At 53.6% G+C, this 25,099-nt stretch carries 26 protein-coding genes and 1 tRNA gene; 18 read left to right on the top strand and 9 right to left on the bottom strand.

Annotated elements, in window-relative coordinates:
• Positions 1 to 152 precede the first annotated feature (152 nt).
• A complete protein-coding gene (gene mqo, locus FDX22_RS02595) occupies positions 153 to 1,814 on the top strand; it encodes a malate dehydrogenase (quinone) (protein ID WP_135911709.1) in 1,662 nt (553 codons plus the stop codon).
• 100 nt (positions 1,815 to 1,914) lie between these two features.
• Here mqo and eco read toward each other — a convergent pair whose 3' ends face one another.
• Entirely contained in the window at positions 1,915 to 2,412 is a 498-nt protein-coding gene (gene eco, locus FDX22_RS02590) for a serine protease inhibitor ecotin (protein WP_096759370.1), read from the bottom strand.
• Between the two features lie 415 nt (positions 2,413 to 2,827).
• Here eco and napF point away from each other — a divergent pair, with 415 nt between their 5' ends.
• From napF to FDX22_RS02515, 15 genes are all read left to right on the top strand, one after another.
• The gene (gene napF, locus FDX22_RS02585; RefSeq protein WP_096756428.1) at positions 2,828 to 3,319 is read left to right on the top strand and encodes a ferredoxin-type protein NapF; all 492 of its coding nucleotides are present in this window, start codon (positions 2,828 to 2,830) and stop codon (positions 3,317 to 3,319) included.
• Entirely contained in the window at positions 3,309 to 3,572 is a 264-nt protein-coding gene (napD, locus tag FDX22_RS02580) for a chaperone NapD (protein WP_096756429.1), read from the top strand. The genes napF and napD overlap by 11 nt, the downstream gene beginning before the upstream one ends.
• Positions 3,569 to 6,055, top strand: a complete 2,487-nt coding sequence (gene napA / locus FDX22_RS02575; RefSeq protein ID WP_096756430.1) for a nitrate reductase catalytic subunit NapA — start codon at positions 3,569 to 3,571, stop codon at positions 6,053 to 6,055. Before napD ends, napA begins: the two co-directional genes overlap by 4 nt.
• Positions 6,056 to 6,061: 6 nt before the next feature.
• Positions 6,062 to 6,757: a ferredoxin-type protein NapG gene (napG, locus tag FDX22_RS02570; protein WP_115257949.1), complete on the top strand. Its 696-nt coding sequence runs from the start codon at positions 6,062 to 6,064 to the stop codon at positions 6,755 to 6,757.
• Positions 6,744 to 7,607: a quinol dehydrogenase ferredoxin subunit NapH gene (napH, locus tag FDX22_RS02565; protein WP_115257950.1), complete on the top strand. Its 864-nt coding sequence runs from the start codon at positions 6,744 to 6,746 to the stop codon at positions 7,605 to 7,607. Before napG ends, napH begins: the two co-directional genes overlap by 14 nt.
• Positions 7,604 to 8,053 carry a nitrate reductase cytochrome c-type subunit gene (gene napB, locus FDX22_RS02560; protein ID WP_096756433.1) on the top strand — a complete coding sequence of 150 codons (450 nt, stop codon included), beginning with the start codon at positions 7,604 to 7,606 and terminating at the stop codon, positions 8,051 to 8,053. The genes napH and napB overlap by 4 nt, the downstream gene beginning before the upstream one ends.
• A 9-nt stretch (positions 8,054 to 8,062) precedes the next feature.
• Positions 8,063 to 8,665: a cytochrome c-type protein NapC gene (gene napC, locus FDX22_RS02555; RefSeq protein WP_096756434.1), complete on the top strand. Its 603-nt coding sequence runs from the start codon at positions 8,063 to 8,065 to the stop codon at positions 8,663 to 8,665.
• A gap of 13 nt (positions 8,666 to 8,678) precedes the next feature.
• Entirely contained in the window at positions 8,679 to 9,305 is a 627-nt protein-coding gene (gene ccmA, locus FDX22_RS02550; RefSeq protein WP_096756435.1) for a cytochrome c biogenesis heme-transporting ATPase CcmA, read from the top strand.
• Positions 9,302 to 9,961 carry a heme exporter protein CcmB gene (gene ccmB / locus FDX22_RS02545; protein WP_045445367.1) on the top strand — a complete coding sequence of 220 codons (660 nt, stop codon included), beginning with the start codon at positions 9,302 to 9,304 and terminating at the stop codon, positions 9,959 to 9,961. Before ccmA ends, ccmB begins: the two co-directional genes overlap by 4 nt.
• 82 nt (positions 9,962 to 10,043) lie before the next feature.
• Positions 10,044 to 10,781, top strand: a complete 738-nt coding sequence (locus tag FDX22_RS02540; protein WP_096756436.1) for a heme ABC transporter permease — start codon at positions 10,044 to 10,046, stop codon at positions 10,779 to 10,781.
• Positions 10,778 to 10,990, top strand: coding sequence for a heme exporter protein CcmD (gene ccmD, locus FDX22_RS02535; protein ID WP_096756437.1), 213 nt, complete (start codon positions 10,778 to 10,780; stop codon positions 10,988 to 10,990). Before FDX22_RS02540 ends, ccmD begins: the two co-directional genes overlap by 4 nt.
• On the top strand, positions 10,987 to 11,466 hold the full coding sequence (gene ccmE, locus FDX22_RS02530) for a cytochrome c maturation protein CcmE (RefSeq protein ID WP_096756438.1): 480 nt from the start codon (positions 10,987 to 10,989) through the stop codon (positions 11,464 to 11,466). Before ccmD ends, ccmE begins: the two co-directional genes overlap by 4 nt.
• The gene (locus tag FDX22_RS02525; RefSeq protein WP_146716670.1) at positions 11,463 to 13,418 is read left to right on the top strand and encodes a heme lyase CcmF/NrfE family subunit; all 1,956 of its coding nucleotides are present in this window, start codon (positions 11,463 to 11,465) and stop codon (positions 13,416 to 13,418) included. Before ccmE ends, FDX22_RS02525 begins: the two co-directional genes overlap by 4 nt.
• On the top strand, positions 13,415 to 13,972 hold the full coding sequence (gene dsbE, locus FDX22_RS02520) for a thiol:disulfide interchange protein DsbE (RefSeq protein ID WP_096756440.1): 558 nt from the start codon (positions 13,415 to 13,417) through the stop codon (positions 13,970 to 13,972). Before FDX22_RS02525 ends, dsbE begins: the two co-directional genes overlap by 4 nt.
• Entirely contained in the window at positions 13,969 to 15,018 is a 1,050-nt protein-coding gene (locus FDX22_RS02515) for a cytochrome c-type biogenesis protein CcmH (RefSeq protein WP_117343445.1), read from the top strand. The genes dsbE and FDX22_RS02515 overlap by 4 nt, the downstream gene beginning before the upstream one ends.
• A 101-nt stretch (positions 15,019 to 15,119) precedes the next feature.
• On the opposite strand, the gene narP is transcribed toward FDX22_RS02515, so the two are convergent.
• The 6 genes from narP to FDX22_RS02485 all read right to left on the bottom strand — a co-directional run bounded on the left by narP (position 15,120) and on the right by FDX22_RS02485 (position 21,451).
• Positions 15,120 to 15,767: a nitrate/nitrite response regulator protein NarP gene (narP, locus tag FDX22_RS02510; protein WP_115257955.1), complete on the bottom strand. Its 648-nt coding sequence runs from the start codon at positions 15,765 to 15,767 to the stop codon at positions 15,120 to 15,122.
• A 270-nt stretch (positions 15,768 to 16,037) separates the two neighbouring features.
• Positions 16,038 to 18,302, bottom strand: a complete 2,265-nt coding sequence (locus FDX22_RS02505) for a nitric-oxide reductase large subunit (protein WP_146716669.1) — start codon at positions 18,300 to 18,302, stop codon at positions 16,038 to 16,040.
• Positions 18,303 to 18,624: 322 nt separating this feature from the next.
• Positions 18,625 to 18,915: a Bor family protein gene (locus FDX22_RS02500; protein WP_146716668.1), complete on the bottom strand. Its 291-nt coding sequence runs from the start codon at positions 18,913 to 18,915 to the stop codon at positions 18,625 to 18,627.
• A gap of 366 nt (positions 18,916 to 19,281) precedes the next feature.
• Positions 19,282 to 19,358, bottom strand: a tRNA-Pro gene (locus tag FDX22_RS02495).
• A gap of 73 nt (positions 19,359 to 19,431) precedes the next feature.
• On the bottom strand, positions 19,432 to 21,192 hold the full coding sequence (gene yejM / locus FDX22_RS02490) for an LPS biosynthesis-modulating metalloenzyme YejM (RefSeq protein ID WP_115258003.1): 1,761 nt from the start codon (positions 21,190 to 21,192) through the stop codon (positions 19,432 to 19,434).
• A 31-nt stretch (positions 21,193 to 21,223) separates the two neighbouring features.
• Complete coding sequence (locus tag FDX22_RS02485) at positions 21,224 to 21,451, bottom strand: YejL family protein (RefSeq protein ID WP_096756447.1); 228 nt, start codon at positions 21,449 to 21,451, stop codon at positions 21,224 to 21,226.
• Positions 21,452 to 21,585: 134 nt separating this feature from the next.
• Here FDX22_RS02485 and yejK point away from each other — a divergent pair, with 134 nt between their 5' ends.
• Positions 21,586 to 22,593, top strand: a complete 1,008-nt coding sequence (yejK, locus tag FDX22_RS02480; protein WP_005129293.1) for a nucleoid-associated protein YejK — start codon at positions 21,586 to 21,588, stop codon at positions 22,591 to 22,593.
• 122 nt (positions 22,594 to 22,715) lie between these two features.
• Here the strand turns inward: yejK and rplY are convergent, their stop codons facing one another.
• Complete coding sequence (rplY, locus tag FDX22_RS02475) at positions 22,716 to 23,000, bottom strand: 50S ribosomal protein L25 (protein WP_045445132.1); 285 nt, start codon at positions 22,998 to 23,000, stop codon at positions 22,716 to 22,718.
• A gap of 124 nt (positions 23,001 to 23,124) precedes the next feature.
• Positions 23,125 to 24,885, bottom strand: coding sequence for a DEAD/DEAH box helicase (locus tag FDX22_RS02470; protein WP_146716667.1), 1,761 nt, complete (start codon positions 24,883 to 24,885; stop codon positions 23,125 to 23,127).
• A gap of 152 nt (positions 24,886 to 25,037) precedes the next feature.
• On the opposite strand from FDX22_RS02470, the gene FDX22_RS30810 reads away from it, so the two are divergent.
• Positions 25,038 to 25,099 (top strand): hypothetical protein (locus FDX22_RS30810; protein ID WP_239699016.1); only part of this gene is annotated, 62 nt, incomplete at its 3' end.

Genomic DNA, 25,099 nt, shown 5'->3' with positions numbered 1-25,099 from the left:
TAAAAAATCAACCTATTAATAACATTTTTAAAATTTAAACATAAATTATAAACATTATTTTATTATTTTTTACTTAAGTGTTACCGTTGGGCCGTTCGATTTTCACCTGCATGAAAAGCAAAAAGCGATACTAAAAGTAAGGCATTAACATTATGAAAAAAGTGACAGCCATGCTCTTCACCATGGCCCTGGGGCTGAATGTTGTCTCGATGGCGGCAAAAGCGAAAGCTGTGGAAGAGCAGGAAACGGATGTACTGTTGATTGGCGGCGGCATCATGAGCGCCACATTGGGAACCTATTTACAGGAACTGGAACCACAATGGTCTATGACCATGGTCGAGCGACTGGATGGGGTGGCCGAGGAGAGTTCAAACGGCTGGAACAATGCCGGCACGGGCCACTCCGCGCTGATGGAACTGAACTACACGCCGAAAAAAGCCGACGGTACTGTCAGCATTGAAAAGGCCGTTGAAATTAACGAAGCCTTCCAGATTTCCCGCCAGTTTTGGGCCTATCAGGTCAATAACGACGTGATGCATGACCCACGCTCATTTATCACTACCGTTCCCCACATGAGCTTTGTCTGGGGGGATGAGAACGTTAACTTCCTGCGCGCGCGTTATAAAGCCCTGCAGCAAAGTTCGCTGTTCCGTGGCATGCGCTACTCCGAAGATCACGCCCAGATCAAAGAGTGGGCACCGCTGGTGATGGAAGGACGCGATCCAAACCAGAAAGTGGCAGCAACGCGTACCGAGATTGGGACTGACGTCAACTACGGCGAAATTACGCGCCAGCTGATCGCTTCGTTACAGAAAAAGCCTAACTTTGCGCTGCAACTCAGTACCGAAGTACGGGGTTTTAAGCGTAACGCTGATAACAGCTGGACCGTCACGGTTGCTGATCTGAAAAACAACGCAGCGGAACGCGACATCAAGGCGAAGTTTGTCTTTATTGGCGCCGGTGGCGCTGCGCTGAAACTGTTGCAGGAAACCGACATCCCGGAAGCGAAAGGCTACGGCGGATTCCCGGTTGGCGGACAGTTCCTGGTGGCGGAAAACCCGGATGTGGTGAATCGCCACCTGGCGAAAGTATACGGTCAGGCTTCTGTCGGTGCACCGCCGATGTCCGTACCGCACATTGACACCCGTATTCTGGATGGCAAACGCGTGGTGCTGTTTGGACCGTTTGCGACCTTCTCCACCAAGTTCCTGAAAAACGGTTCATTGTGGGATCTGCTGAGTTCTACCACCACTTCAAACGTTATGCCGATGATGAATGTGGGTCTGGATAATTTCGATCTGGTGAAATATCTGGTCAGCCAGGTCATGCTCAGCGACGACGACCGTTTTGCTGCGCTGCAGGAATACTACCCGCAGGCGAAGAAAGAAGACTGGCGTTTGTGGCAGGCGGGCCAGCGCGTGCAGATCATCAAAAGTGATGAAGACAAGGGCGGCGTTCTGCGTCTGGGGACCGAAGTGGTGAGCGACAAAGACGGCACGATTGCCGCACTGTTGGGTGCATCACCGGGCGCGTCAACGGCGGCACCGATCATGCTGCATCTGATGGAAAAAGTGTTTAAAGATAAAGTCGCCAGCCCGCAATGGCAGGCGAAGCTGAAAACGATTATTCCGTCTTACGGCACCAAGCTGAACGGTAACGTCGAGGCCACGGAACAAGAGCTGCAGTACACCAGTGGCGTTCTGGGTCTGAAATACGATAAACCGCAGGTGGCTGATGAAACGCCTCAACCGCAGTTAAAACCTCAGGCTCAACCGCAGCCAGAGCAGAAAGCGGTTGCGGATATCGCACTGTAATCGCATGGTTGCATGCCGGATGGCGCTGCGCTTATCCGGCCTACAACACGCTATACGTAGGCCGGATAAGGCGGTACGCCGCCATCCGGCACATTCTCATTTATCGCGCGACTGCGTCCTGAATCTTCTCTTCTGCTTTCCAGATACGGTATTTTACTTCTACGTTTTCCGGGGTGTAGACCACAATCGGTAATTTGCTGTTGTAACGCAACATACCGTCGTCACCTAAATGAGCGGTAATAAACTTCTTCTCTTTCTTGCCGTCCGGGCAGGCCATCATGGTTGACACCGGAGAGGTAACTTTGTCGAATACGTAGTAGTCGTAACCCCAACCTTCCAGCGTTTTGCTGTCCAGTTCTCCGCCCAGGCGATGCTGGTTGCAGTCAACGTCCAGCGTTTGGCCGATCAGCAGTTCTACCTTTAGAGTAGATTCATCTTTCTCAGGAGTAAGCTGGATAACCTGGCGTTTCATCCCTTTGTCTGCTTTTGGATACGGGGCGACTTTTTCCAGCGGCTGAGCGGGAGTATCACTGGTTGCTGCCCATGCAGAGGTGCTGGCAAACGTGGCTAGCAGGATGGCAGGGACGATGGTCTTCATCTTATTGTTCACAGTGTTTCCTTTCTTCTGTCTTCTGAACGTGTTTTTCGCAGATTAGCATATTCACATGCGCTATTAATCTAAATTTACTTATATTTAAGGTGTATTAATTGAATGTTTAATTATTAACTAGAGATATGTGCTAAGAATTATCCTATTTTTAAGATTATTCTCTTTTATATGTATTCGTTATATAATTGTTTATATAACTCATTGAAATGTGAGTAAAAGCGCGTTTTTTTATACCAACCCTACACTCTTTTGATCCGGCAACAGCATTTACCCCGATTGGGGTATGCACCTCTAACACATCCTGAAATATCTTACTGTTAAAAATAACTACTCATAAATAGTGCGGTTACTTATTGTCGTTCAACCCGCTCAGGGAGAGCGTCATTTATGGAAGGACAATGTCATGGTTGATTTATCCCGTCGAGGCATGTTGACAGGTAGCTGGCGTAACGCCAGTACGGGGATCCGTCCGCCGTGGAGCATGGAAGAATCTCACTTTCTGGCGCATTGCCTGCGTTGTGACGCCTGCGTCCAGGCGTGTGAAACCGGCATCCTGCAGCGAGGCCAGGGCGGTTTTCCGAGCGTAAATTTCAAACACGGCGAGTGCAGCTTTTGTTACGCCTGCGCAGAGGCCTGTCCCGAATCACTCTTTCTTCCGCGCCACACCAGGGCCTGGGATCTGAATGTTACGATCGGTGAAAACTGTCTCGCCAATCAATCTGTAGAGTGCCATCGCTGTCAGGATAGCTGTGAACCCATGGCCATTACCTTTCGCCCCACGCTGTCCGGTATATATCAGCCACAGCTCGACAATCAAGCCTGTAGCGGATGTGGTGCGTGTGTCGCGACCTGTCCGGTATCAGCCATTAATGCGGAGTACCACCATGGACACTAACTGGCAGGTTTGCAGCCTGGTCGTTCAGGCCAAAAGTCAGCACATCAACGATATCGCTACGCAGTTACGTACATTTCCAGGTTGTGAAGTTGCACTCAGCGATGTGGAAAGCGGCCAACTGATTGTGGTGGTAGAAGCAGAACACAGTGAAACACTAATGAAAACAATTGAGTCAGTGCGCAACGTTGCGGGCGTACTGGCGGTGTCGCTGGTTTATCACCAGCAGGATGAGCAAGGTGAGGAAACACCATGAAACTCAGTCGTCGTAGCTTTATGAAAGCTAACGCCGTTGCGGCCGCTGCGGCGGCTGCCGGGTTAAGCGTGCCGGGCGTTGCCCGCGCGGTAGTCGGTCAGCAAGAAGCGATCAAATGGGACAAAGCCCCGTGCCGTTTTTGCGGTACTGGCTGTGGCGTATTGGTAGGCACCCAGCAAGGCCGTGTTGTGGCATGCCAGGGTGACCCGGAAGCGCCGGTTAACCGTGGACTTAACTGTATTAAAGGGTATTTCCTACCCAAAATCATGTACGGAAAAGACCGTTTAACGCAGCCAATGCTGCGCATGAAGGACGGGAAATATCACAAAGAAGGCGAGTTCACCCCGATTAGCTGGGATCAGGCCTTTGATGTGATGGAAGAAAAATTCAAAACGTCGCTGAAAGAGAAAGGACCTGATGCCATCGGCATGTTTGGTTCCGGTCAGTGGACCATCTGGGAAGGCTACGCCGCCGCGAAGCTGTTCAAAGCCGGTTTCCGTACCAACAATATCGACCCGAACGCGCGTCACTGCATGGCGTCGGCGGTGGTGGGCTTTATGCGTACCTTTGGTATGGATGAGCCGATGGGCTGCTATGACGATATCGAACATGCGGATGCGTTCGTGCTGTGGGGCGCGAACATGGCGGAGATGCACCCAATTCTGTGGTCGCGCATCACTAACCGTCGTCTGTCCGATCCCAACGTCAACGTTGCGGTTCTCTCTACCTATCAGCATCGTAGCTTTGAGCTGGCAGATAACGGCATGGTCTTCACGCCACAAAGCGACCTGGTGATCCTCAACTATATCGCCAACTATATCATTCAAAACAATGCGATAAACCAGGATTTCTTCAGCAAACACGTTAACCTGCGCAAAGGTGCGACGGATATTGGCTACGGCTTACGCCCAACGCATCCGCTGGAAAAAGCCGCGAAAAACCCAGGTTCCGATGCGTCTGAGCCGATCAGCTTCGAAGAGTACAAGGCGTTTGTTGCGGACTATACGCTGGATAAAACCGCAGAAATGACCGGCGTGCCGAAAGATCAGCTGGAACAGCTGGCGCAACTGTATGCCGATCCGAAGAAGAAAGTTATCTCCTACTGGACGATGGGCTTTAACCAGCATACTCGCGGCGTATGGGCCAATAACCTGGTCTATAACCTGCACCTGCTAACCGGCAAAATCTCTCAGCCTGGCTGCGGACCGTTCTCGCTGACCGGTCAGCCCTCCGCCTGTGGCACCGCCCGTGAAGTGGGGACGTTCTCTCACCGTCTGCCTGCGGACATGGTGGTGACTAACGAGAAGCACCGCGATATCTGTGAAAAACACTGGAATCTTCCGACCGGCACCATCCCGGCGAAAGTCGGTCTGCACGCCGTGGCGCAGGACCGTGCGCTGAAAGACGGCAAGCTGAATGTCTACTGGGTGATGTGTAACAACAACATGCAGGCCGGGCCGAACATCAACGAAGAGCGTATGCCGGGTTGGCGCGATCCGCGCAACTTTATCATCGTGTCCGATCCGTATCCGACTGTCAGCGCTCTGGCTGCCGACCTGATCCTGCCGACCGCAATGTGGGTAGAAAAAGAAGGGGCCTACGGTAACGCCGAGCGTCGTACTCAGTTCTGGCGTCAGCAAATTAAAGCGCCGGGTGAAGCGAAGTCTGACCTGTGGCAAATGGTGCAGTTTGCCCGTCGTTTCAAAACCGAAGAGGTCTGGCCGGAGGAACTGCTGGCACAGAAACCGGAGCTGCGCGGTAAAACGCTGTACGACGTCCTGTTCGCCACGCCTGCGGTGACGAAATTCCCGCTGACGGAACTGGCTGACGATCAGCTGAACGATGAATCCCGCGAACTGGGCTTCTATCTGCAAAAAGGGCTGTTCGAAGAGTACGCCTGGTTTGGTCGCGGTCATGGTCACGATCTGGCGCCATTTGACGATTACCACAAAGCGCGCGGTTTACGCTGGCCGGTGGTCGACGGTAAAGAGACCCAGTGGCGCTACAGCGAAGGTAACGACCCTTACGTGAAGGTGGGCGAAAGCTACAAGTTCTACGGCAAGCCGGATGGCAAAGCGGTCATCTTCGCGCTGCCGTTTGAACCCGCCGCAGAAGCACCGGATAAAGAGTATGACCTGTGGCTCTCCACCGGTCGCGTGCTGGAGCACTGGCACACCGGTAGCATGACGCGCCGCGTACCTGAACTGCACCGCGCCTTCCCGGAAGCCGTCCTGTTTATTCATCCGCTGGATGCGAAAGCCCGCGATCTGCGTCGTGGCGACAAGGTGAAAGTGGTTTCCCGTCGTGGCGAAGTGATTTCGATTGTTGAAACCCGCGGTCGTAACCGCCCACCGCAGGGGCTGGTGTACATGCCGTTCTTCGACGCCGCACAGCTGGTGAACAACCTGACGCTGGATGCGACGGATCCGCTCTCTAAAGAGACGGATTTCAAGAAGTGCGCCGTGAAGCTGGCGAAGGTGTAACGCGTTATGTCCCGGTCAGCAAAACCCCAAAATGGCCGCCGCCGCTTTCTGCGCGATATGGTTCGCGCAGCGGGCGGGCTGGCTGCCGTTGGCGTGGTGCTGGGGTTGCAACAGCAAACTGCACGTGCAACCGGCGTGCGGTTGCGCCCGCCAGGGGCATTGGCTGAAGACGCCTTTGCCAGCGCCTGCGTGCGCTGTGGACAGTGCGTTCAGGCTTGCCCGTACGACACGCTGAAACTGGCGACGCTGGCCTCTGGGCTGGCGGCGGGGACGCCGTATTTTGTCGCGCGCGACATTCCCTGCGAAATGTGTGAAGACATCCCGTGCGCCAAAGTCTGCCCAAGCGGCGCGTTGGACAGGGAGATCGAATCCATTGACGATTCACGCATGGGACTGGCGGTACTGCTGGATCACGAGAACTGCCTCAACTATCAAGGGCTGCGCTGCGATGTCTGTTATCGCGAATGTCCAAAGATAGACGAGGCCATCACCCTGGAACTGGATCGCAATATGCGCACCGGTAAGCACGCGCGGTTTATTCCGACCGTACACAGCGATGCCTGCACCGGATGCGGTAAATGTGAAAAGGTCTGCGTGCTGGAACAGCCGGCAATAAAAGTGCTGCCGCTGTCGCTGGCGAAAGGGGAGTTGGGACACCATTACCGCTTCGGTTGGCTGGAGGGGAACAATGGCAAATCGTAAACGTGATGCCGGGCGTGAAGCGCGGGAGAAAAAAGGCTGGTGGCGCAGCCACCGTTGGCTGGTGCTGCGTCGTCTGACGCAGTTTTTGGTGCTGGCAATGTTTCTCAGCGGCCCGTGGTTAGGGGTGTGGATCCTGCATGGCAATTACAGCAGCAGCCTGTTGCTGGATACAATCCCATTCACCGATCCGCTGATTACGCTGCAAAGCCTCGCCAGTGGACATCTGCCTGCGACCGTAGCGTTAATCGGTGCTGCACTTATTACGGGGCTGTATGCCCTGGCCGGTAAGCGGTTGTTTTGCAGCTGGGTCTGCCCAATGAACCCGGTCACTGATTTGGCAAGTGTGTTACGCAGAAGGTTTGACCTGAATCAGTCTGCGACTATTCCGCGCCATATACGGTACGTCCTGCTGGTCGTTATCCTGGTGGGATCCGCGCTGACCGGTACGCTGCTGTGGGAATGGATAAACCCGGTCTCTTTGCTGGGACGTAGCCTGGTAATGGGATTCGGTAGCGGTATCCTGCTGATTATTGCACTGTTTTTATTTGATTTACTGGTTGTTGAGCATGGCTGGTGCGGGCACCTTTGCCCATTAGGCGCGCTGTATAGCGTGCTGGGAAGCAAAGGGGTGTTAACCGTGTCAGCAAAAGAACGCGAGAGATGTAACCGCTGTATGGATTGTTTTCATGTTTGCCCGGAACCGCATGTGCTACGTGCCCCGGTGCTGGATGAGCAAAGTCCGGTGCAGGTAACCAGTCGCGATTGCATGGGTTGCGGTCGCTGTGTGGATGTCTGTTCTGAGGATGTTTTTACAATAACAACACGATGGAGTTCGGGAGCGAAATCATGAAAAGCCATGACCTGATTAAAGCGCTGAGTCAAATGGCGGCCGCGCTGGCCCTGGTAGTGAGTGGGGCCGTTTGGGCTGCAAACGGAGTGGATCTGAGCCAGTCACCGGAAGTCTCGGGGACCCAGGAAGGGGCGATTCGCATGCCGAAAGAGCAGGAGCGTATGCCGCTGAACTATGTTAACCAGCCGCCGATGGTCCCGCACAGCGTTGACGGTTACCAGGTAACGACCAACACCAACCGCTGCCTGCAATGCCACGGCGTCGAAAGCTATCGCACCACCGGCGCGCCGCGCATTAGCCCGACGCACTTTATGGATAGCGATGGCAAAGTACTGGCGGAAGTCGCGCCGCGTCGCTATTTCTGTCTGCAGTGCCATGTCCCGCAGGCGGATGCTGCACCGATTGTCGAAAATACCTTCACCCCCTCGAAAGGTTACGGGAAATAAGAGGTCATTATGGAAAATTCTAACCGTAAACCAGGCTGGATTAAGCGCGTCTGGCAATGGTGGCGTCGCCCCAGCCGTCTGGCGCTCGGCACGCTGTTGTTAATCGGCTTTGTGGGCGGCATTATTTTCTGGGGCGGCTTTAATACCGGTATGGAAAAGGCCAATACGGAAGAGTTCTGCATTAGCTGTCACGAAATGCGCAACACGGTATACCAGGAATACATGGAAACCGTACACTACAACAACCGCAGTGGTGTACGAGCTACGTGTCCTGATTGCCACGTCCCGCACGAGTGGGGCCCGAAAATGATCCGTAAAATCAAGGCCAGCAAAGAACTGTACGCGAAAGCACTGGGGTTGATAGATACACCGCAAAAATTTGAAGACCATCGTCTGACGATGGCGCAAAATGAATGGCGGCGTATGAAAGACAATAATTCGCAAGAGTGTCGTAACTGCCACAACTTCGAGTTTATGGATTTAACTGCCCAGAAAGGCGTGGCGGCTAAAATGCATGACCAGGCCGTAAAAGAAGGGCAAACGTGTATTGACTGTCATAAAGGGATTGCACACAAGCTGCCTGATATGCGCGAAGTCAAACCGGGCTTTTAACAGGATGTAAATAATCAGGATGCTTGAAGCCAGAGAACTGCTCTGTGAGCGAGATGACAGAATACTGTTTAGCGAGCTGTCATTTCGCGTTAACGCAGGGGAATGGGTGCAAATTACCGGAAGTAACGGTGCGGGGAAAACGACCCTGTTGCGGTTGCTTACCGGGCTGGCTCGTCCTGATGCCGGAGACGTTCTCTGGCAAGGTCAACCGCTGCATCAGGTGCGGGACAATTTCCATCAGGAACTGCTGTGGATCGGACATCAGCCGGGGATAAAAACCCGGCTTTCGGCGTTGGAGAATCTGCGGTTTTTCCATCATGATGGCGATATCGCCCAGTGTCTGGAGGCGCTGGCACAGGCAGGTCTTGCCGGATATGAAGATATTCCGGTCAATCAGCTCTCCGCCGGGCAGCAGCGTCGTGTTGCGCTGGCTCGCCTGTGGCTAACCCGCGCCCGACTGTGGATCCTCGATGAACCGTTCACCGCGATTGATGTTAATGGCGTTGAGCGTCTCACCCAACGTATGGCTCAGCATACGGAGCAGGGCGGAGTTGTTATTCTGACGACTCACCAACCTCTCAATGTAGAAACCAATAAAGTGCGGCGCATCGCGCTGACCCGCGAGAGGACAGCACAATGATGTGGCGAATTTTCCGTTTAGAACTGCGGGTTGCGTTTCGTCATAGTGCGGAGATCGCCAATCCGTTATGGTTCTTCCTGATTGTGATTACGTTATTCCCGCTGAGCATTGGCCCAGAGCCACAGTTGCTGGCGCGCATTGCGCCGGGGATTATCTGGGTGGCGGCATTACTGGCGTCGTTGCTGGCGCTGGAACGCTTATTCCGTGATGACCTGCAGGACGGTAGCCTTGAGCAGCTGATGCTGTTGCCGTTACCGTTACCGGCTGTGGTGCTGGCGAAGGTGATGGCGCATTGGGTAGTGACTGGCCTGCCGCTGCTGATCCTCTCGCCGTTGGTGGCGTTGCTGCTGGGCATGGATATGTACGGGTGGCAAATTATGGCGCTAACCCTGCTGCTCGGCACGCCAACACTGGGTTTTCTCGGGGCACCGGGCGTGGGGTTAACGGTGGGATTAAAGCGTGGCGGCGTATTGTTAAGTGTACTGGTGCTACCGCTCACGATTCCATTACTGATTTTTGCTACCGCCGCGATGGATGCTGCCTCAATGCACTTACCCGTTGAAGGCTACATGGCGATTCTGGGCGCACTGTTGGTTGGCAGCGCAACGTTAAGTCCGTTTGCGACAGCGGCGGCGCTACGTATTAGCGTGCAGTAACTGTAGGCCGGATAAGGCGCAAGCGCGACCATCTGGCACCAAGGTAATTTCATTTGTTTTGCTTGAGTCTGGTGACTGAACTATGTGGAAAATACTTCATCAACTGGCGATGCCCCCACGGCTCTATCAGATCTGTGGCTGGTTTATCCCGTGGCTGGCCATTGCCAGTGCAGTGGTACTGGTAACGGGCTGGATCTGGGGATTTGGCTTTGCTCCCGCGGATTATCAGCAGGGGCAGAGTTATCGCATCATCTACTTGCACGTCCCGGCGGCAATCTGGTCGATGGGGATTTACGCCTCGATGGCGGTTGCCGCGTTTATCGGCCTGGTCTGGCAGATGAAAATGGCCAACCTGGCGCTGGCGGCGATGGCGCCCATTGGTGCGGTGTTTACCTTTATTGCCCTGGTGACCGGTTCTGCATGGGGTAAACCGATGTGGGGAACCTGGTGGGTGTGGGATGCCAGACTCACCTCTGAACTGGTGCTGCTGTTTCTCTACGTTGGCGCGATTGCGCTGTGGCACGCATTTGATGACCGCCGTGTAGCAGGGCGTGCCGCGGGGATTCTGGTGCTGATTGGCGTGGTGAACTTACCGATCATTCACTACTCGGTAGAGTGGTGGAATACGCTGCACCAGGGGTCAACCCGTATGCAGCAAAGTATCGACCCGGCTATGCGCGCGCCGCTGCGTCTGGCGATCGTCGGTTACCTGTTACTGTTTGTCACGCTGACGCTGATGCGCATGCGTAACCTGATTTTGTTGATGGAAAAACGCCGCCCGTGGGTGAGTGAACTGATCTTAAAAAGAGGCCGCCAATGACCCCTGCATTTGCATCCTGGAGTGATTTTTTCGCCATGGGCGGTTACGCCTTGTATGTCTGGCTGGCCGTGGCGATGAGCGTTATCCCGCTGACGGTGCTGGTACTGCATTCCGCGCTACAGCACCGCGCGATTTTACGCGGCGTGGCGCAGCAGCGGGCAAGAGAAGCGCGCATGCGTGCGGCGCAAGTACAGCGGGAGGCGGCGTGAATATTCGACGTAAAAATCGGCTATGGATAGCCTGTGCGGTACTGGCGGGCCTGGCATTGACCATCACGCTGGTGCTTTACGCGCTGCGTTCCAATATCGACTTGTTCTATACGCCGGGCGAAATCCTCTACGGCAAGCGTGAAACCCAGCAGATGCCAGAAGTCGGCCAACGCCTGCGCGTGGGTGGCATGGTCATGCCGGGCAGTGTAAAGCGTGACCCGCAATCGCTGAAGGTGAATTTCAGCATCTATGACGCCGAAGGCGTGGTGGATGTGACGTATGAAGGCATCCTGCCGGATCTGTTCCGTGAAGGGCAGGGCGTCGTTGTTCAGGGTGAGCTGGGCGAGGGGAATCATGTTCAGGCAAAAGAAGTTCTCGCCAAACATGATGAGAATTACACCCCGCCGGAAGTCGAAAAAGCGATGCAGGAAAACCATCGTCGCCCGGAAAGTGTGTATAAGGATAAAACGTCATGATGCCTGAAATTGGCAACGGGCTGCTGTGCCTGGCGCTTGGCGTCGCATTGCTGCTCTCGGTTTATCCGCTGTGGGGCGTTGCGCGCGGCGATGTACGGATGATGGCCTCTGCGCGGCCCTTTGCCTGGCTGTTGTTTATCTGTGTGATTGGCGCGTTTTTGGTGTTGATTAACGCCTTTGTGGTCAATGACTTTACCGTGACCTACGTCGCCAGTAACTCTAATACCCAGCTTCCGGTCTGGTATCGTGTGGCGGCCACGTGGGGCGCGCATGAAGGCTCGCTGCTGCTGTGGGTGCTGCTGATGAGTGGCTGGACCTTTGCTGTGGCGCTGTTTAGTCAGCGTATGCCGCTGGATATCGTCGCCCGTGTGCTGGCGGTGATGGGGATGGTTAGCGTCGGCTTCCTGCTGTTTATTCTGTTTACCTCCAACCCGTTTTCCCGCACGCTGCCGGACTTCCCGATAGAAGGGCGCGATCTGAACCCGCTGTTGCAGGATCCGGGACTTATTTTCCACCCACCGCTGCTGTATATGGGCTATGTCGGCTTCTCCGTTGCCTTTGCTTTTGCCATTGCAGCGCTGATGAGCGGGCGTCTGGACAGCACCTTTGCCCGTTTTTCACGCCCGTGGACGCTGGCGGCGTGGGTGTTTCTGACGCTGGGTATTGTGCTCGGTTCGGCCTGGGCTTACTACGAGTTGGGCTGGGGCGGCTGGTGGTTCTGGGATCCGGTAGAGAACGCCTCGTTTATGCCGTGGCTGGTGGGGACGGCGCTGATGCACTCCCTGGCCGTTACGGAGCAACGCGCCAGCTTTAAGGCCTGGACGTTACTGCTGTCGATCTGCGCGTTCTCACTGTGCCTGTTGGGGACGTTCCTCGTGCGCTCGGGCGTGCTGGTGTCGGTACATGCCTTCGCCTCCGACCCGTCGCGCGGGATGTTTATCCTGGCCTTTATGGTGCTGGTGATTGGTGGTTCACTGCTGCTGTTTGCGGTACGTGGGCATAAGGTTCGCTCGCGGGTCAATAACGCACTGTGGTCGCGTGAATCGCTGCTGCTGGGGAACAACGTTTTGCTGATTGCCGCCATGCTGGTAGTCCTGCTGGGCACGCTGCTGCCGCTGGTGCATAAACAGCTGGGGCTGGGCAGTATTTCGATTGGTGAGCCGTTCTTTAATACCATGTTCACCTGGCTGATGGCACTGTTCGCGCTGTTGCTGGGGATTGGGCCGCTGGTGCGCTGGGGACGCGACCGGCCGCGCAAACTAAAAACGTTGCTGATTATCGCTTTTGTCACCACGCTGGTAATGTCCGTGCTGCTACCGTGGTTGTTTGAGGATCGCATTGCCGCGATGACCGTCGTCGGCATGGCAATGGCCTGCTGGATATTTGTGCTGGCCATGTCTGAGGCATTTCTGCGTATTTCACGCGGCACGAAGCTGACGCCGAGTTACTGGGGTATGGTGTCGGGTCACGTAGGGCTTGCCGTCACTATCGTCGGTATTGCGTTTAGCCAGAACTACAGCGTTGAACGCGATGTGCGCATGAAGGCGGGCGATAGTGTCGGCATTCATGATTACCAGTTCACCTTCCGTGAAGTGAAAGATATCACCGGTCCTAACTATCGCGGCGGTGTCGCGATTATTGGCGTCACGCGTGACGGCAAACCGGAAGCGACGCTGCATGCGGAAAAACGCTTTTATAACAGCACCAGCTCGATGATGACCGAGGCGGCCATTGACGGCGGATTTACCCGTGACCTGTACGCGGCGCTGGGCGAGGAGCTGGACAACGGCGCATGGGCCGTGCGTCTGTATTACAAACCGTTTATTCGCTGGATATGGGCCGGAGGGTTACTGATGGCGCTGGGCGGATTGTTCTGCCTGTTTGATCCGCGCTATCGCCAGCGCACGCGTCCCCGCACTGCCGGGCAAGAAAAAGCGCCGGAGGCTGTATGAAGCGCAACGCACTGTTAATTCCGTTTATTATTTTTCTCGTGATTGCCGCAGCGTTGCTGTGGCAGCTGGCACGTAACGCGCAGGGCGACGATCCTACAAATCTGGAGTCGGCGCTGATCGGTAAACCGGTACCGACATTCCGTCTGGAGTCGCTGGAGAACCCGGGTCAGCATTATCAGGCCGATGTGCTTACGCAGGGCAAGCCGGTATTGCTTAACGTCTGGGCGACCTGGTGTCCGACCTGTCGCGCTGAACATCAGTATCTGAACCAGCTTTCAGCGCAGGGCATTCGGGTTGTGGGTCTGAACTACAAAGACGATCGCCAGAAAGCTATCGTCTGGCTGAAAGAGCTGGGTAATCCGTATGCGCTGAGCCTGTTTGACGGCGACGGGATGCTGGGTCTGGATCTGGGGGTGTACGGCGCGCCGGAAACGTTCCTGATCGACGGGAAAGGCATTATTCGTTACCGCCATGCCGGTGATTTAAACGCCAGGGTGTGGGAGAGCGAGCTCAAACCGTTGTGGGATAAGTACAGTAAGGAGGCCGCGCAATGAGGTTTTTACTGGGCGTGCTGATGCTGATTGTCTCAGGTTCGGCGTTGGCCACTATCGATGTGATGCAGTTCAAGGACGAAGCGCAGGAGCAGCAGTTCCGCCAGCTTACCGAGCAGCTGCGTTGTCCAAAATGTCAGAACAACAGCATTGCTGATTCAAACTCGATGATTGCCACCGACCTGCGTCAGAAAGTGTATGAGCTGATGCAAGAAGGGAAAAGCCAGAAAGAGATCGTCGATTACATGGTGGCGCGTTATGGCAACTTCGTGACCTACGATCCGCCGCTGACACCACTGACCGTACTGCTGTGGGTGATGCCGCTGGTGGCGATTGGTCTGGGAGGCTGGATTATCTTCGCCCGTTCTCGTCGTCGCGTTCGCCTGAAGCAGGAAGAATTTCCTGACGATACCACACCGGATGGCACGCGGGGTGGATGGTGGCTGTTTGCACCTGGCGTGGTGGTGGCGCTTGTGGTGGGTGCGGTGAGCTATTACCACACCGGTAATTATAAGCAGGTAAAAGTTTGGCAGCAGGCCACCGCCCAGGCTCCGGGGTTGCTGGAACGCGCGTTGGATCCGAAAGCCGAGCCGCTGAATGAAGAGGATATGACGCGCCTGGCGCTGGGGCTGCGTACGCGGCTGCAATCTGACGCCGGAAACGTTGAAGGCTGGATCATGCTCGGGCGTATTGGCATGGTATTAGGCAATGCCAGTACGGCGACCGAAGCCTACGCTAACGCTTACCGGCTGGATCCGAAAAATAGCGATGCCGCGCTGGGTTATGCGGAAGCGTTGACCCGTTCCTCCGATCCGGACGATAACCGCCGGGGAGGAGAACTGCTGCGCCAGCTAGTCAGAAGCGATCATGCCAACGTCCGTGTGCTGAGTATGTATGCGTTTAATGCGTTTGAGCAGCAGCGCTTCGGTGAAGCGGTCGCCGCGTGGGAGATGATGCTGAAATTATTACCTGCCAACGATACCCGCCGCTCGGTGATTGAGCGCAGCATTAAACAAGCGCTGGAACAGCTGTCGCCGCAGGAGAAATAAGCGTGGAAGATGCCGGATGGCGACGCAAAGCGTCTTATCCGGCCTACCGATGCACGCAACTTGTAGGCCCGATAAGCGTAGCGCCATCGGGCAATATCTGGTTATTGCATGCCGCGTGTTTGTAAAAACAGGATGGTAGCCGCAACGCGAGAACGCACGTTAAGTTTGCGCAGCAGATTGCGAATATGCACCTTTACTGTTTGTTCGGAGATATTCAGCACTGACGCGATCTGTTTGTTTGACAGCCCCTGTGCCAGTTCGTGTAATACATCCAGTTCGCGTTCGGTCAGCATGCTGAACGGATCTTCTTCTGCGCCAAATAGCTCACGTTCACGCAGGTAGTTGCTGACGCGTTCGCTGAAGGCTTTACCGCCTTTCGCACCACTGCGAATAGCTTCGAGCAACACTTCCGGATCGCTGTCTTTCAGCAAATAACCGTCAGCGCCAGCATCAATTAAGGCATAAACATCGCTGGCGGAATCCGATACGGTAAGAATGATAATTTGTGCTGTGATGCCATCCCGGCGCAGCGCATTCAGGGTATCCAGTCCGCTCATACCTTTCATATTGAGATCCAGCAGGATCACATCCAGGTCAAGCCGGTTTGCCAGATCGATAGCACTCGCGCCGTCGCCTGCTTCGGCAACCACGTCAAATGCGCTATCCAGCTGCAGTAATTGACTGATTCCTCGCCGCATGAGTGGGTGGTCATCAACGATCATCACCTTAAAAGGTGTTAATTCAGGCATCTTCTTCTCCTGAGCACTCTTAATTTCGTTATATTTCGGGGCATGGGATAATCCTGATTTATCACGCAGATGATAAGGCAACGTGACCCTACTTTTTACAGGTGCAAATAGTATATCCTGACTCAAAAAGCTCTCATTGGAATTTTTACAAAGAATACTCTTTATGACTTGAATCAAGGTGCTGCCGGTTTGCGAGACGAAATAAAAAAACCGCAACGACTGGCGCTGCGGTTGCCTTTTAATTGCTGAGCGTCATCTTAAAAATGGCGCTTAGTTTTTCTCGTTTGCCAGCGTCATCGATTTAGCGTTGGCTTTGGTAAGCAGTTTCAGCGCAAAGAGCGCCAGCAGCAGTCCACCGATACCGAAGATGATGTCGCCCGGGACACGCAGCCAGACCAGTGTTTCAACGATATGCGAGTGAATCACTTCCGGAGAGCGCGCGTACCACAGCCCCTTATCAATGCTGGCCCATGACTGATAAATCCCTACCGGCAGCAGCGAGACAAAGACCATCCACGTTAAGCCGATGTTCATCAACCAGAATGCCCATTTCAACAGAGAATCAACCCAATGGTTGTCCGGCAGCAGACCACGCAGACAGAACAACATTAGACCAATACCGAGCATACCGTATACGCCAAACAGCGCGGCATGAGCATGCGCTGCCGTCAGGTTCAGACCCTGCACGTAGTACAGTGAAATCGGCGGGTTGATGGCGAAGCCCAGCAGGCCAGCGCCGACCATATTCCAGAATGCCACGGCCACGAAGAAGAAGATCATCCAACGGTAACGCTGTACCCACGGTGCTTTACGTGCCAGTGAGTAACTGTGTGCAGCTTCAATCCCCACCAGCGACAGCGGAACCACTTCCAGTGCAGAGAAAATTGAACCCCAGGCAATAACGGAGATCGGTGCACCAGTGAAGTACAGGTGGTGCAGCGTTCCCAGAATGCCACCAAACAGGAAGATGATGGTCGAGAACAATGTTGCTTTGTTCGCCGCGCTACTACGAATAAGACCCAGACGACAGAAGATAAGCGCAATCACGGCGGTGGCGAAGACTTCAAAGAAACCTTCTACCCACAGGTGAACCAGCCACCAGCGCCAGTATTCAATAATGGCGTAATGCGTCTTAAAGCCCCAAATCAGGGACGTAGAGTAGAACAGGCCGATACAAATGGCTGCCAGGAACATCAGCATGATCAGACCACGGTTTTCTGATGGACGGGTGAGGGCAGGCCATAATGCACGTCCCACCAGCACCAGCCAAATCATCAGGCCGATAAACAGCAGCCACTGCCACATGCGTCCCATGTTGGTGAACTCGAGACCCTGGGCACCAATATAGAAGTTCTGTTTGGCATCCAGATAGCCCATTGCACCCAACCAGCCGAAGCCCAGCGAACCAACCACCAGAATCAGCAGCGCAACAAACAGAATATTAACGCCCAGACGCTGGAATGCGGGTTCTTTGCCGGAAATCAGCGGGGCGATATACAGACCGGTTGCCAGCCACGCGGTAGCAATCCACAGAACTGACAGCTGGGTGTGCCAGCTACGCAGTACGGTGTACGGTAAGATTTTCGATAGCGGGATGCCGAAGAAATCCTGGCCTTCCACGCTGTAGTGCGCAGTCATCGAACCGAGGAAAATTTGCACCATAAACAGGGCGATAACCACGTAAAAATATTTTGTGGTTGCGCGCATCGACGGTGTCAGCGTCAGCCGGAACAGCGGATCGCTGGCCGGGGAGACAATGGTTTCGTCTTCTTCGTTACGGAAATGGTACCAGACCAGGGCACCAATACCGCCCAGCAGCAGAATGACGCTGGCAATAGACCAGATGCCTAAGCTGGCACTTGGCGTATTACCCACCAGCGCTTCATGCGGCCAGTTGCTGGTGTAAGTGATGGTATCACCTGGGCGTTCGGTGGTGGCAGCCCAGGCGCTCCAGAAGAAGAAGGCGCCGAGATCCTGCCGGTCCAGAGAAGAGGAAAGTGTATTTTCCTTCATCGCATAGTCAACGCGCAGCGCGTGGAAATCAGGCGCGTCGCTGAACAGACCGTCATAATGCGCGGCAACCTCACGAATGGCTTTGGCGCGCTCCGGTGTAATAATGATGACATTACGCAGCGCGTCATAGCTATTATGGCGCATCTCCTGTTTCATCAGGCCGCCCGCAACCAGCTGTTGTTCTTGCGTTAGCGCATCGAACGGTTGCTGATATTTTTTCTCGGCGATGATGTCGCGTAAGGCAAGCGCTTCACGGTGCAGCCAGTCCGCAGACCAGTCAGGCGCAACGTAGCTGCCATGGCCCCAAACGGAACCCAGCTGTTGACCGCCTGATTTAAACCAGGCTTCTTGCCCATCCTGAATTTGTTCCCCGGTGAAAACCTGCTCACTATCCGTCGTGATAACTTGTGCCGGAATAGGCGGAGCCTGCTGATAAATCTCGCCGCCCAGCCACAGAAGCACGCCAAAGGACGCCAGGCAGATAACGAGAAGCGTTAGCCATAAACGCTTTGAGTAATGCATAACCTAACCTTTTTTATTGTACAAAGCCTGAGCCATCGCGACGCAGGAGGGGGAAGGTACTTTCCCCTGACATATCTTTACACATATAAACATGTATTTTAAATACAACTTTGTGTGTATAAAGAGGGTTATGCGTTGATTTTGATTTATAAGTAAGTCGATGGGGCGAGTACGGAAGTGTCACTATCAACAGATAGCGTTAAATGTGTTTCTTAACGACACAAAAATTATTCAGTTATTACGTCACTATTTTTCAATCGTGTTAAATAATGGCAGGGACATTATTGCTAAGCAGGTATCCATCGAACACCTGCTCATCGTATTATTTAGCGCAATACACTCTCGCCTCACGAGGTGTGTAGATACCGATAGTAATAATACGCAAGAAAACATCCATTCCCGATTCCTGTACTTCGGTACGGATAACTTTGTCTGCACCACCACAAACAAGTGCTGCATCAATAGTTTGCGACTGGCCTATGCCGTGAACAAAAAAGCTCTGTTTGATCTCTTGGGTCGGTTTTTCGGCAATGCCGTTATTTATTTTAAAGGTTTGCTGTGCACAACCTGATAACGCTACAGCTGCCACTAATGCCATCATTAACTTTTTCATTTTTACCATCGTAGGGTTAGGATAGAAATGTCATGTTCTTATTTATTTTATTTCGCACATATCCGACCAGCGATTCATTCTGCTATGAAATGCTTAACGTTTAAGCAGGGTTTATTAAAGTGAAAAATTAATAAAATATTTGTGTCATTACTGTAATCTCGATTTGCTGTTTGACAACATTAATTAAATATCAACTTTAATGAGCGGCAATAATAAACAATGTTGATATTAAAGATGCAAGCAGCTGGAAGAGAAGTCAGCAGGGTGAATTATGCCAGGCACCGGCCAGGAAAGAGGGCGCTGAGTCCCGGCAAATTGCAGACATAAAAAAACCAATCGTAGAAGATTGGTTTTTTTGGGGAATTTTGGTCGGCACGAGAGGATTTGAACCTCCGACCCCCGACACCCCATGACGGTGCGCTACCAGGCTGCGCTACGTGCCGACACTATGGCGCTAATACTACTGCTTTCCACCACGATTGCAAGAGGATGGTTTACTAACTGATTTATAATTAATCAGTTAGCAATAAAACGTTTCTCATCCGTCAGAACCTGTAGCAGTAAGCTCAGCTGTGGTTTCTGATCTTTAATCTTCTCGCCGCGTAAATCATAGGTCTGGTAATTACCGTTGTTGTTGAGCACCAGCGTCATTTCTGGAGTGGTAATCGCCATTGTGCTGCTGTCGGCGGCCGTTACCCAATAGTGGCGTCGCGTGGCATTAAACAAATCCTGGCCTTGCGAATATTCGTTTGCCGGTGTGCTGACGTGCAGCAGTCGCTGCATTAGCGTGGTCATCAGGTCGGTATGATCGGTCAGGCTATTAATGCGCTGAGCGGGTGTACCCGGCCAGTGAATTATCAGTGGAACCTGAAGATGACCGCGCGACCAGTCGAAGCGATTCTCATCCTGCGACAGTGGGATACCCCGACCGGCGGTAATAATCACCACCGTGTTGTTGAGCTTACCCGAATCACGCAGGGCACCCAGAACGCGGTTAATGTTCGCATCTACGTCCTGAGCGGCGTTGGCGTAGCGTTTAGCAAAGTTCTTCTGGTTGCTGTCATCAATGTTAGTCCCGTTAAAGGAGACCCATGAGAACCAGCGGTTATCTTCCTGCGCGTAGCGGCCCAGCCAGTTGATCCATTGGTTCGCCGTTTGTTCGTCAGATTGTGTCTGCACGCTTGGCATGGAGAAGTCTGACAGCAGCGCCTGGCGATAGAGCGGGCTGGTAAAGCCATCAGAGGAGAATAACCCCAACTGATAACCTTGTTGATTCAGGGCAGAGATCAGCGCGGCAGGCGTTCTGCTTGCCAGAATGCCGTCCATATAGCTTGGCGACACGCCATAGAACAGGCCAAAAATACCGTTATCGGAGGTATTACCGGAACTCATATGGCGCGTGAAGGAAATATTTTGCCCGGCAAATTCCGCCAGGGCTGGCATCTGTTTTTCAAAGCGCGAGTAGTTCAGACCGTCTACGGTGATCAGCAGGACGTTCTGGCCGGTACCCATATCACGATAGCGTAAATCGCTAAGCGGATACTGTACGGAGACCGCTTCCGGATTACCTTGTTCGATCAGGCGGCGCTGATACTCTTGCGCATCCAGCAAACCATGTTTTTCCAGAAACTTACGCGCTGTCATTGGGTAAGACAGCGGCAGGTTTGCGCGCTGCATAGTGATCGGCCGATAGAAATTGGCGTCCGCCCAGATGTACACCACATGCGATGCGATGAACGATACGAAAAAGAAAGCGGCTAAAGGTTTCGCGAAATGACGGCGACGCGTCAGGCTGCGCAGCTTTTGCCAGCTCCAGGTCGCAAACAACATTTCTATTAGCAGAATAATCGGCACGCTGATGAACATCAGCTGCCAGTCACGCGCCGTTTCGTTCTGATCGGGGTTAATGACCAGTTCCCAGACAATCGGATTGAGATGCAGGTGGAAACGGGTGAACACTTCGCTGTCAATCAACAGCAGCGTCATGCCCACGGTCGCCAGGATGGCTGATAAGAATCGCATCAGCCTCTGGGACATGACGATAAACGTCAGGGGGAACAGGATCAGCAAATAGGCGGCAAACACCAGGAAGCTAAAATGCCCGACAACGCTCAGATAAGAATAAACACGACCTGCAAGCGTTGTCGGCCAGTCGGCGACAAACAGGTAACGACTACCGAGCACCATGGCCAACAGAATGTTGAACAAGGCGAACCAGTGCCCCCAGCTAACCATCTGGGAGACTTTCTCACGGTAGCGTTGACGATGAGTTACCATAAACTGTTGTTCGTTTCCCCGGAGCAGGCTCTTAGTGCGCTTGGTCGTCGTTTATCGAAGACTGCAATGCGCGGGCAAATGAATTCGCAATCGCCTGGCGCTGGGCCGGTGCGACGCTTGTATTGATAAGGTTAGTGACCATGTTTCCCAGTACCATCAGGGAAAGATCGGTCGGTGCCTTATGTTTTTCCAGTACGTTGAGCATTTCATTCAGCAATTGTTCAACGTGTTCGTCACTATAGCGGGAAATTTGTGGCATAAATCGAAATCTGTCTGTTCATGAAAGGGCAACATATTACCGTAGCGACAGTTTTTTTTCTGCTTTTTTATCTTCTATTGCGTCACTGCCCGGCAGGTGGTTGAATACCGCCCGGTCTTAAAGGAGAGTTTATCATGAGTCTGGATATCAACCAGATTGCCCTGCACCAGCTTATCAAGCGTGATGAGCAGAACCTTGAGCTGGTCTTGCGCGATTCATTACTGGAGCCGACGGCGACCGTTGTCGAGATGATGGCTGAGCTGCATCGGGTATATAGCGCCAAGAATAAAGCCTATGGCCTGTTTAGCGAAGAGAGCGAACTGGCGCAAACGCTGCGTTTGCAGCGTCAGGGCGAAGAGGATTTTCTGGCGTTCAGTCGTGCTGCAACCGGGCGTCTGCGCGATGAGCTGGCGAAATATCCGTTTGCTGACGGCGGGATCGTGCTGTTCTGTCATTACCGTTACCTGGCGGTAGAGTACCTGCTGGTGGCGGTGCTGAACAACTTAAGCAGCATGCGCGTGAATGAAAATCTGGATATCAACCCGACGCACTATCTGGATATCAATCATGCTGATATCGTGGCGCGTATTGATTTAACCGAGTGGGAAACCAACCCGGAGTCCACGCGGTATCTGACGTTCCTGAAAGGAAGGGTAGGACGTAAAGTTGCCGATTTCTTTATGGATTTCCTCGGGGCCAGCGAAGGACTGAATGCGAAAGCGCAAAACCGTGGCCTGCTGCAGGCGGTAGACGACTTCACTGCCGAAGCTCAACTGGATAAAGCTGAACGCCAGAACGTGCGTCAGCAGGTTTATAGCTACTGTAACGAGCAGCTTCAGGCTGGTGAAGAGATTGAACTGGAGTCCCTGTCAAAAGAACTTTCCGGCGTCAGCGAAGTCAGCTTCAGTGAATTTACCGCGGATAAAGGCTATGAGCTGGAAGAGAGCTTCCCGGCAGATCGCAGCACGCTGCGTCAGTTAACCAAGTTTGCCGGTAGCGGCGGTGGGTTAACGATCAATTTCGACGCCATGCTGCTGGGCGAACGCATTTTCTGGGATCCGGCGACGGACACCTTAACCATTAAAGGTACGCCGCCTAACCTGCGCGATCAGTTGCAGCGTCGTACTTCTGGCGGGAAATAACATGGATGATGCCGGATGGCGGCGTAAATGCCTTATCCGGCCACATGTCATACGTTGTCATCGGTTAAAAATGACATAAAAAAACCCCGCCGAGGCGGGGTTTTTCTTCAACTTGTTGGCGATTACGCGCGAACGAAGTCGATGTGAGCCAGTTTCGGCTTGAACGGGTGACGCTGTACAGCCTGAGCTTTAACTTTAACTTCTTTACCGTCAACAACGATGGTCAGAACTTCGCTGTAAAATTCAGCTTTAGCTTGCATGTTCATGATTGAATCGTGATCCAGTTCGATAGCAATCGGGGCTTCTGCGCCACCGTAGATGATTGCCGGGAACTTGTTAGCGGTACGCAGGCGGCGGCTCGCACCCTTACCCTGCTCTTTACGTACTTCAGCGTTAATAGTAAACATTTAAATCTCTCTTTAATAATTCCTGCTACAGGCGACCCAGCAACAGGTAAGTGATCTGCTTTGCGTATGCAAAAGCGGGCGAGATTCTATCCTCAAATGACGGGTACATCAATCAAAAGTACGATTAACCGCGCAATTCATGTGCCCGTCGGAAGCGGCCTTCATAATCAAAGACCTTTTCACGTACCTGCCAGTACTGACCTTTCATGCGAGCGACCACAAAATCGGGATGGCGTAACAGCGCCTGCTGCGCCAGGATGTCGGCGGCGGTTATCCAGCGTATAGGGATGCCGGGCGTGCGGGTGTGTGGGCGAATAAACAGCTGTTCAAAGGCCGTGCGCTGCGCGGGAGTGTGCAAACGAAATCGTTCGCTGACGTCGGCGCCATCCTCATCATAATACGTTATTTTCAGCCATTCACCTTTGTCATCCTGGCCATGCTGTAACGCCATGCCGCTACAGCGCAGTACCAGCGCATCCTTGAGCCTGAGCGCCGCCTTCAGCATATCGTCCGGATCGACCAGTATGGTATCGCATGCCCGACAGCGGCGAGCGGCAATGTCATTTTCAGCATTGCACTGTGGGCAGTTTTTAAAACGAAAGCGGAAGTCACATTGTTCACGGTGACCGTCATCATCTTCAAACCAACCCTGACAGCGACGGCCAAAGTGTTCGATCAGCGTGCCATCGGCTGTGGTCTTACCCCAGAAGGTGTTAGCAAACCCGCAGGTGGGGCAGAATACTTGCACCGGAACGTTGTCGCTTTTTCCTTTTGGCGCACCGACTTCCGGGGCGTAAAGATCGTGAGGATTGCCCGCGTAGTCGAGGATCAGACAATCCGTTTTTCCCGGCGACAGGCGTAGCCCACGTCCGACGATTTGTTGGTACAGGCTTACGGACTCGGTGGGGCGCAGGATCGCAATGAGATCGACATGTGGGGCGTCAAACCCGGTGGTCAGCACCGCTACGTTGACCAGATAGCGAAAGCGCTGGGCTTTGAAATCCTCAATCAACACATCTCGCTCTGCGCCAGGCGTGTCACCGGTGATCAGTGCGGCATCGTCTGCGGGCAGCAGACCAACAATCTCTTTCGCGTGCTCCACGGTAGCGGCAAATATCATGACGCCTTTACGCGTCTGGGCAAATTCAACAATCTGGCTGATGATATGCGGTGTTATCCGCTGCTGTTTTTTCAGCTCATGGTTGAGGTCAGCTTCGCTGAACAAACCGTTACTTTGTGCTTGCAGGCGGCTGAAGTCATACTGGACGACCGGCATGTCGAGGCGCTCTGGCGGCGTCAGATAGCCGTGTTTAATCATGTAGCGCAGCGGCAGCTCATAAATACAGTCGCGAAAAAGCGCTTTTTCATCGCCGCGCACCATACCGTGATAATGAAAATGGTAAATCCAGCCTTTACCGAGGCGGAAAGGCGTGGCGGTCAGTCCGAGCAGGCGTAGGTGAGGGTTGACGTGGGTCAGGTGAGTCAGAATTTGCTGATACTGGCTCTCTTCGTCGTCACCAATGCGATGGCACTCGTCGACGATGAGCAGGGAAAATTCACCCTGAAACGCTTCCAGATTACGCGCCACCGACTGTACGCTGCCGAAAACCACTTTACCGTGGCTCTCTTTACGCTTCAGGCCAGCGGCAAAGATATCGGCTTCCAGCCCCAACGCACAATATTTGGCATGATTCTGTGCGACCAACTCCTTCACATGCGCCAGCACTAATACGCGCCCACGCGCCACACGCGCCAGTTCAGCAATCACCAGGCTTTTACCGGCCCCGGTTGGCAGGACGATGGCCGCAGGTGTGCGGTGGTGGCGAAAATGGTTGAGCGTGGCATCCACGGCTTCTTGTTGGTAAGGGCGAAGTGTAAAAGTCATGGTCTCACTAGGGTAAACAATAACAATGAATAGTATGCCACGAATCTTTTTCCCTTGAGGGAAGTTGTTAGCCCGCTATACTGAGCGGAAAACGGCTCCACTTTTCGGGCATAACGCTCGATTTCCGTATTGTTACAGGCAAAATCACACTCATGCGACTTGATAAATTTATCGCTCAGCAACTCGGCGTCAGCCGCGCTATTGCCGGGCGTGA

Origin of the sequence: Citrobacter sp. TBCS-14 (assembly GCF_005280805.1) — a bacterium.
Taxonomy (GTDB): domain Bacteria; phylum Pseudomonadota; class Gammaproteobacteria; order Enterobacterales; family Enterobacteriaceae; genus Citrobacter; species Citrobacter gillenii.
Note: the sequence above shows the minus strand (reverse complement) of the source record. Positions and strands in the feature narration are given on the sequence as shown.

What these genes read in the sequence shown, in the direction of transcription:
- FDX22_RS02485 (WP_096756447.1), bottom strand. Translation starts at nt 21,451, where the DNA reads ATGCCACAAATTTCCCGCTATAGTGACGAACACGTTGAACAATTGCTG.
- FDX22_RS02515 (WP_117343445.1), top strand. Translation starts at nt 13,969, where the DNA reads ATGAGGTTTTTACTGGGCGTGCTGATGCTGATTGTCTCAGGTTCGGCG.
- narP (WP_115257955.1), bottom strand. Translation starts at nt 15,767, where the DNA reads ATGCCTGAATTAACACCTTTTAAGGTGATGATCGTTGATGACCACCCA.
- FDX22_RS02470 (WP_146716667.1), bottom strand. Translation starts at nt 24,885, where the DNA reads ATGACTTTTACACTTCGCCCTTACCAACAAGAAGCCGTGGATGCCACG.
- yejK (WP_005129293.1), top strand. Translation starts at nt 21,586, where the DNA reads ATGAGTCTGGATATCAACCAGATTGCCCTGCACCAGCTTATCAAGCGT.
- napH (WP_115257950.1), top strand. Translation starts at nt 6,744, where the DNA reads ATGGCAAATCGTAAACGTGATGCCGGGCGTGAAGCGCGGGAGAAAAAA.
- napC (WP_096756434.1), top strand. Translation starts at nt 8,063, where the DNA reads ATGGAAAATTCTAACCGTAAACCAGGCTGGATTAAGCGCGTCTGGCAA.
- yejM (WP_115258003.1), bottom strand. Translation starts at nt 21,192, where the DNA reads ATGGTAACTCATCGTCAACGCTACCGTGAGAAAGTCTCCCAGATGGTT.
- dsbE (WP_096756440.1), top strand. Translation starts at nt 13,415, where the DNA reads ATGAAGCGCAACGCACTGTTAATTCCGTTTATTATTTTTCTCGTGATT.
- napD (WP_096756429.1), top strand. Translation starts at nt 3,309, where the DNA reads ATGGACACTAACTGGCAGGTTTGCAGCCTGGTCGTTCAGGCCAAAAGT.
- FDX22_RS02500 (WP_146716668.1), bottom strand. Translation starts at nt 18,915, where the DNA reads ATGAAAAAGTTAATGATGGCATTAGTGGCAGCTGTAGCGTTATCAGGT.
- FDX22_RS02505 (WP_146716669.1), bottom strand. Translation starts at nt 18,302, where the DNA reads ATGCATTACTCAAAGCGTTTATGGCTAACGCTTCTCGTTATCTGCCTG.
- napB (WP_096756433.1), top strand. Translation starts at nt 7,604, where the DNA reads ATGAAAAGCCATGACCTGATTAAAGCGCTGAGTCAAATGGCGGCCGCG.
- FDX22_RS02540 (WP_096756436.1), top strand. Translation starts at nt 10,044, where the DNA reads ATGTGGAAAATACTTCATCAACTGGCGATGCCCCCACGGCTCTATCAG.
- eco (WP_096759370.1), bottom strand. Translation starts at nt 2,412, where the DNA reads ATGAAGACCATCGTCCCTGCCATCCTGCTAGCCACGTTTGCCAGCACC.
- FDX22_RS02525 (WP_146716670.1), top strand. Translation starts at nt 11,463, where the DNA reads ATGATGCCTGAAATTGGCAACGGGCTGCTGTGCCTGGCGCTTGGCGTC.
- ccmD (WP_096756437.1), top strand. Translation starts at nt 10,778, where the DNA reads ATGACCCCTGCATTTGCATCCTGGAGTGATTTTTTCGCCATGGGCGGT.
- mqo (WP_135911709.1), top strand. Translation starts at nt 153, where the DNA reads ATGAAAAAAGTGACAGCCATGCTCTTCACCATGGCCCTGGGGCTGAAT.
- ccmB (WP_045445367.1), top strand. Translation starts at nt 9,302, where the DNA reads ATGATGTGGCGAATTTTCCGTTTAGAACTGCGGGTTGCGTTTCGTCAT.
- rplY (WP_045445132.1), bottom strand. Translation starts at nt 23,000, where the DNA reads ATGTTTACTATTAACGCTGAAGTACGTAAAGAGCAGGGTAAGGGTGCG.
- napA (WP_096756430.1), top strand. Translation starts at nt 3,569, where the DNA reads ATGAAACTCAGTCGTCGTAGCTTTATGAAAGCTAACGCCGTTGCGGCC.
- napF (WP_096756428.1), top strand. Translation starts at nt 2,828, where the DNA reads ATGGTTGATTTATCCCGTCGAGGCATGTTGACAGGTAGCTGGCGTAAC.
- napG (WP_115257949.1), top strand. Translation starts at nt 6,062, where the DNA reads ATGTCCCGGTCAGCAAAACCCCAAAATGGCCGCCGCCGCTTTCTGCGC.